This window comes from Alkalibacterium sp. m-11 (assembly GCF_054658155.1).
Window position 1 is genome coordinate 1 of sequence record NZ_BAAGIR010000107.1, and the last position, 6648, is coordinate 6648.

Below are 6648 nucleotides of genomic sequence, written 5' to 3' on the forward strand. Positions count from 1 at the left end.
ACTGCCTTTTGAGCCTACCCATATCCGATTCCTCTGTCTGCATGAAACCTGTGCAGACAAGAATGGAGTTCGTAGGAAGCCCCCACTTCAAAATCCGGAGGATTTAAGTGGTGGGTAGTTCACAGTATTTGGTGGATGATAATTTAGTATGTTATCGCAATAATTTTTTTGAGAAATGAAAAAATTAAGACTATGTCCTACCTTATAAAACAATAAATTATAAGATGATGCAAGTTAATTGTGAATGGAGTCTAGAAAATGTCAAGATTGAAAAAACAAGCAATAAATGGTGTATTATGGACAACAATACAAACTGCGGTTACATTTCTAACAGGTCCTCTATTAATGATTTTTCAAGCCAGATATCTTACACCGTTTGAGTTTGGAATTTTATCAGTTATCCACATTTTTTTGTCAATTATTAATGTTATTGAAAATTTTGGTATTAGCACAGCTATTATCCAACGGGATCACGTAACAAAAAATGAACGTTCATCATTATTTTTCTTTCAAATTATATTTACTTCATTGGTTGGATTTGTAGTTGTACTTATAGCACCTATAATTGCTAAAATTTTCGATATGGAACCTCTCAGGAGACTACTTCCTTTACTCAGTGTTATGGTTTTCTTGAATGGGCCTGCTATTGTTTTTACAGCATTTTTAGAAAAAGATTTCTACTTTAAAGAATTATCTTTAATCAATATAACTCGTCAAATTTCAATCTTTTTGTTTACTGTTATCTTTTTAGTAGCAGGTATGGGTTTAACTGGAGTTGTATTAGGGCAAATAATCTCTGTAGCGATTATGGTCTTCTTAATTTTTTATGTATCTCATCAAAAGGATTATCTACATTTAAAGTTTCACTTCAATATTAAAGAAATATTACCCTTTATAAAATATGGAGTTCCAATAGGTGCAAAACAATTAATGACTCAGTTGACGCATCATGCAGATGAATTAATTATTGGGTATTTTCTTTCAGCTGAAATACTAGGTTTGTACTATTTCGCTAAAAACCTTTTAAATCGCATTAGAAGCCTCGTGTCAACTGCTTTTTCAAAAGTTTTACTACCGCTTCTTTCCAGAGTGAAAACAGATTCTGTTAGATTAACCAGAACTTATAATGATATTTCAAAATATATAAGTGTGTTCGCCTTTCCATTGTTTATTGGCATCGCACTCACTGCAGATTTATTCATACCGATACTTTTTGGAGAGGAATGGTTGTCAAGTGTAGATTTCTTTATAATTTTATCTATAGCTTATATACCATATATGTTAACAGCAAATGTAGCCACATCTCTATTGTATTCAATAAACAAACCGAATTTAGTTTTATATACTGAAGTAGTTGCGAATGCAATTTATATAGTCTCACTATTAGTTATATCAATATTAGATTATGGAATCTATTTTGTAGTAGGTTTATATGCGATATATTTAATCCTCAAAACATTTACTTTACAGTATTTAACTCAATTACATTTGCACAGTACTTTTAAAGAATATTTATTATTATTTAAACCAGCTATGCTATCGACTGGTATAATGGCTATATTAGTATTACTCAGTAAAATAATAATTCTAAATGTCCCATTAATTGAATTAACAATAATTATAGCCATTGGAGTCATAGGTTATACATTTGTATATTTATTGCTTGATTGTAGAACAATAAAAGATATTTTAAATCTTGTAAAGAGCCGTTAAATCTGTTGAAAGTAGGAAAGAAAATGAAAGAGTTATTAAGAAAAATTACCCCCAATAAAGTTATTGATATTAAAAATATTCTAAGTCAAACTTACCAAATGAAAAAATCGATAAAAAACGATAATAAACGATTTACTCGATATAGTTTTGATCAAGGTAAACCTACATATTCCCAGATAGAAGCTCGGTTAACTAAAGCATATCACTCTATAGAAAAAGGTTTATCATATAGTAATATTCGTCTAGGATTTGGAAAAGATGTTTTACGAAGTGTAACTGATCTTATGTTTCAATACAGAGAATTAGGGTTTCCTCTAGAAAATCATGTGTATAAAACTGCTTTAAGTAACCTACATAAATATATAGAATTACACAACAAAAACAAATATAATGTCACAAATTTAGAAAAAATATTTGATGAATTAAAAGAGGGGACATCTTATGACAACACTGGTGGCGTGCACTATAAAACTAAAGAAGAGATTTTAAATGCAACAAAAATGGACTTTAAAAGTTTTTCTTTAAGTCGCCATAGCATACGCGATTATTCAGATGTACCAGTATCTGATGACCTGATTAAAAAATCATTGAAACTAGCTAGTCATACACCTTCAGCTTGTAATAGACAACCATGGAAAGTAAGGGTGGTTGAATCTCCTGAGCTTAAAAAGGTAGTCCAAAAAAACCAAAATGGTAATCGGGGATTTGGTGACTTTATTGATAAATTTCTTATTATAACTTCGGATGTGCAATATTATGATGGGTCAAGAGAAAGAAATCAGGCTAATATTGATGGTGGAATGTATGCGATGAATTTAATTTATGCTTTACATTATCATGAAATCGCAACTATACCTTTAAGTGGCTCTTTAACTATCAAACAAGAAAATAACTTGCGGAAAGAGTTTGACATTTTAGAATCAGAAAACTTTATAATGTTTATTGGAATAGGGAATTATACTGATCACTTTAAAATTGCTAAATCAGATAGAAGAGAACCAATTTTCATTAAATACTAGATATCTTATTTAGTGGAGGTCTAGAATATGAATAATAAATGTAGAATAGTTTTAAGGTTTAAATTTATTCTGTAGACACCTAAAAACACAATTTGTATAAATTTGAGGAGAGATTATTGATGATTAAAAAGAATATTATGATCTATGGAGGAGAATTTTTTAATAAAGGAGCTCAAGCTATGAGCTTTACTACTATCAGTCGGTTAAAAGACGAATTTCCTAATCATAACATAACATTTGTCTCTGAGATGGATAGTAGGAGGCCTAAGAGTGAATTAGAGAATTATAATTTTGAGATCATAACTGATCCCTTTGCGAGGAATAATTTTATCGGGGAAAATTTTATCAGAAAATTAATGAATAAAAGCCAGCGCCATAATCCAAAAAGTGTTAAAAATTTGTTGTACGAAACTGATTATTTATTTGACATAAGCGGTTATGCACTGTCTAGTCAATGGGAGCAGAAAAGAGTCGACAGTTATATAAATAGACTAAAAGTAGCTAATGATATGGGGATAAAAACTATTATTATGCCACAGTCAATGGGACCTTTTGATTTTAATGAGGATGTTGTTATAAATATAAAAGAAGCTTTACAAAAAGTTGTTGTCATTAACCCAAGAGAAAGTCAAGGAGTTGAAGACTTAAAAGATATTGGTGTATCCGAGAATGTAAAAAAAATTCCAGATATGGTTTTAACTAATCAAACACCTATTAATTGGAATAATATTTACCGTAAAAAAGAAAAAGAAAAACAATATGAAGTTTTATCAAATAGTGTAGCCATTGTTCCTAACGCACAAAATTTTAAATACGGTAATAAGGATGAAGTTTTGGAGATATACCGAAAAACCATACAATATTTGAGAAAAAGAAATATAAATATTTACTTAACTAAACATTCTCACAATGATACAGAAGCATGTCATTTAATAAAGAATATGTTTACTGACGATTCAGGGGTGAAAATGATAGTAGATGATATGACTCCTAAAGAATTTGAAAATCTTATAAAACAATTTAATTTCATAATCGGATCTCGTTTCCATTCGGTAGTTCACGCTTATAAGGTAGGGACTCCTAGTATAATATTAGGATGGGCGACAAAGTATATAGAGTTAGCTCAGTTATTTAACCAAAACAATTATGTTTTTGATGTAAGAAATAATATTAATGAAGAATTATTTTTAGAAAAGATTCAAAATATGATTAATAATTATAAGGATGAGTCTGAAACTATTTTGAGTAAATTGAATAATGTAAAAAAATATGGGGACCCTTTTAACTATGCATTTAAGCGATTGAAGTAAAGTATTTTAAAGGAAATTAATATAAACTCTGGTCTGTCAACACTTTTTTAAACAAAATGTTATAAGGTGTATAATCATTCAAAATCGTTATTTTTTTACCTCCCTCATCCGAATGACTTAGGCTAAGCGTATGTACTGTTGTTTCTTCTCCCAAGTCGTTCGATAGTCAATAGGAGAAGCGTAATTTAATGAGCCATGTGGGCGAAAAGTATTCCACCAATGGACGTAACTCATTAGTTTAACTTGTAACTCCTAAAGGATATAGAATGTGTTGTCATAGACGAACTCAAACTTAAATGATTTATAGGTAGACTCTGCTACGGCATTATCGTAGGGATTGCCTTTTCGACTTAAGGAACGTTCGATTTCAAACGTCTCTAGTAAAGTATCTATGGTATGATTATCAAACTCTTTCCCTCTATCGGTATGAAATACCTTGACGTTATGTAAGTCTCCTTCAACCGTTGCAAGGGCTTGAAGGACTAGGTTAGCTGTTTTATTAGGACCAGCAGAATAACCTATAATCTCACGATTAAAAAGATCGATGATAAAACAGACATAGAACCAGGATTGAGCCACTTTGACGTAGGTCAAATCTGTGACGAGTGCGTTCATAGGTTTGTCAGGATTGAACTCTCGATTCAGTGTGTTTTCAATCTTCGCCTGATTGACTCCCGTCTTTTGAGGATTATAAGACCGTCTATTATACTTGGATACCAAGTGAATTTTTTTCATGATGCGACCAATTCGTCGACGTGAGACAGTGAAGCCTCGTTTCTTAAGCACGGGTTTAAGTTTGCGTGTACCGTAGGCATTTTTACTCTTTGTGAACTCTTCAACGATGGCTTGTTCAAGTTCAGCCTCACTGGTTTGCTTTTTTACTTCGTAATAGTAAGATCCTCTACTGATCTCAAGGGCACGGCACATCGCTGATATAGAATACTTATGTTTATGTCTTTTATTAATTCGACCTTCGCCCGAATATCAGCGCAGCTTGTTTTAAAATATCATTTTCCATCTGAAGTTGAGCATTTTCTTTTCTCAACTGATTTAATTCTTTTTGTTCAGGGGTGAGATTATCTTTTTCTTTGAATGAGCCTGTTTGATTGAACCGTTGGATCCATTTATCGAATGATGAAGGGGTTAATTCATACTCTTCAATAATCTTTTTTCTTGGTTTACCTGCTTTGTGTAAATCGACTAACTACTTTTTAAATTTATCTGTAAATGTCCGGCGTTTTCTACTAGTTGACATGATAAGATTCCTCCTGTGTGATTGCTTACGTATTATCACACACCTTATCTTTTCTGTCTAGCTAAATGTAACCTATCCAGTATAACCGCTGAAATGATAAAAAGACTAATAAGTAATGATCAAATAATTTTGATGAAACATTTCTTAGTTTGTAGGAAGGGCTTTGGGGTGTTTTAAAAACATAGTATAGCCTTTTTTATATTTGCTTACTCTTACTACTTAATAGATTCGCATAATTCCTGATGTTATAAAATAATCGGATAGTGTTATAAATCATAGTTATATCATCTCAAATTTTATGGTAGACAATATAGAGATACTTAACTACGTTTGTTATAATTAATTATATATGTGTTTTAAGGATGTCGTTAAATATGAAAAAACTAACTGATAAAGATATTATTAATAGACTAACAGGAATTTTTGAAGATAATAATTGGGATATTGATGATTCATCCAAAATTACTATGTTCAATAGATTTACAGAATATTTAAAGATATTAAATTTTGAACAACAAGAAGTATTTTTAGAGTTAACTAACAGTTTCGTTTTTTATAACTTTGATACCTATGAAAAAATTTTACATAATTGTTTAATTACTTTTTTGGATAGAGAAAAAGAATTTATCTCAGGAACAGGGAAAAAGATAGTTTACGTTTTACCCTTAGATAATATGAAAAAGTCTACTGTAAATAGCTCTTTTTTAGTTGCCTATTTACTCAAATCAAATAGTATAAGGTATAATAATCAAATAAATAAAATTACATGGAATGTAGTTATTGATTTAGAAAAAAAATTAATTGATAAAATAAATTTATCCCCTAATAAAAGAGTTTTATTAGTAGATGACTTTATAGGTACGGGTGAAACCGCATTAAATGCTTACAGCAATTATAGGAAAACTAAATTAGAAAATCATAAATTAAGCGTATTGTCTCTTGCAGGTACTAAATATGCAGAAAAAAAGCTAAGAGAAAAAGAAGTTAACTTTTATTTTGGAATAATAGCACCTACAATTCACGATATATGGAACAATGAGGAAAAAAGCAAAAAAATTGAAATCATTAGTCAAATATCTAAAATTCGTGAAACAAAGCAAGATGAAAATTTGGGTTACGGTAAAATTAGTTCACTAATAAGTATGATTAGAACTCCAAACAACACATTGCCGTTATTTTGGGAAGATACGAAAAAGAATAATGCTCCTTTCCCCCGTTTATAAATGGTAACTCCCAATAATCTATGAAAAATTATGTTTCCCAAATTTCTCGTTGCTCGTATGATGATTTCTGTCGATGAAGGTAATATAATCCAATCCTTGTCTGGATTAAACAGCTTTATAACAGATCC

At 30.4% G+C, this 6648-nt stretch carries 4 protein-coding genes and 1 pseudogene; 4 read left to right on the forward strand and 1 reads right to left on the reverse strand.

The genetic code is table 11. The annotated features are described in order from the left end of the window. Positions 1-258: 258 nt before the first annotated feature. From ACYQ2O_RS09595 to ACYQ2O_RS09605, 3 genes are all read left to right on the forward strand, one after another. On the forward strand, positions 259-1713 hold the full coding sequence (locus ACYQ2O_RS09595; protein WP_346024107.1) for an oligosaccharide flippase family protein: 1455 nt from the start codon (positions 259-261) through the stop codon (positions 1711-1713). Positions 1714-1736: 23 nt separating this feature from the next. Continuing rightward, positions 1737-2732: a nitroreductase family protein gene (locus ACYQ2O_RS09600; RefSeq protein WP_346024108.1), complete on the forward strand. Its 996-nt coding sequence runs from the start codon at positions 1737-1739 to the stop codon at positions 2730-2732. A 119-nt stretch (positions 2733-2851) separates the two neighbouring features. Then, positions 2852-4042, forward strand: a complete 1191-nt coding sequence (locus tag ACYQ2O_RS09605; RefSeq protein ID WP_459796493.1) for a polysaccharide pyruvyl transferase family protein — start codon at positions 2852-2854, stop codon at positions 4040-4042. A 117-nt stretch (positions 4043-4159) separates the two neighbouring features. Here ACYQ2O_RS09605 and ACYQ2O_RS09610 read toward each other — a convergent pair. After that, a pseudogene (locus tag ACYQ2O_RS09610) lies at positions 4160-5297 on the reverse strand (IS3 family transposase). A 374-nt stretch (positions 5298-5671) separates the two neighbouring features. Here ACYQ2O_RS09610 and ACYQ2O_RS09615 point away from each other — a divergent pair. Further along, complete coding sequence (locus ACYQ2O_RS09615; RefSeq protein ID WP_459796495.1) at positions 5672-6520, forward strand: phosphoribosyltransferase; 849 nt, start codon at positions 5672-5674, stop codon at positions 6518-6520. The last annotated feature ends 128 nt before the right edge of the window (positions 6521-6648 follow it).

Bases quoted from the DNA above. Each gene is read 5' to 3' on its own strand.
- ACYQ2O_RS09595 (WP_346024107.1), top strand. From the start codon at position 259: ATGTCAAGATTGAAAAAACAAGCAATAAATGGTGTATTATGGACAACA.
- ACYQ2O_RS09600 (WP_346024108.1), top strand. From the start codon at position 1,737: ATGAAAGAGTTATTAAGAAAAATTACCCCCAATAAAGTTATTGATATT.
- ACYQ2O_RS09605 (WP_459796493.1), top strand. From the start codon at position 2,852: ATGATTAAAAAGAATATTATGATCTATGGAGGAGAATTTTTTAATAAA.
- ACYQ2O_RS09615 (WP_459796495.1), top strand. From the start codon at position 5,672: ATGAAAAAACTAACTGATAAAGATATTATTAATAGACTAACAGGAATT.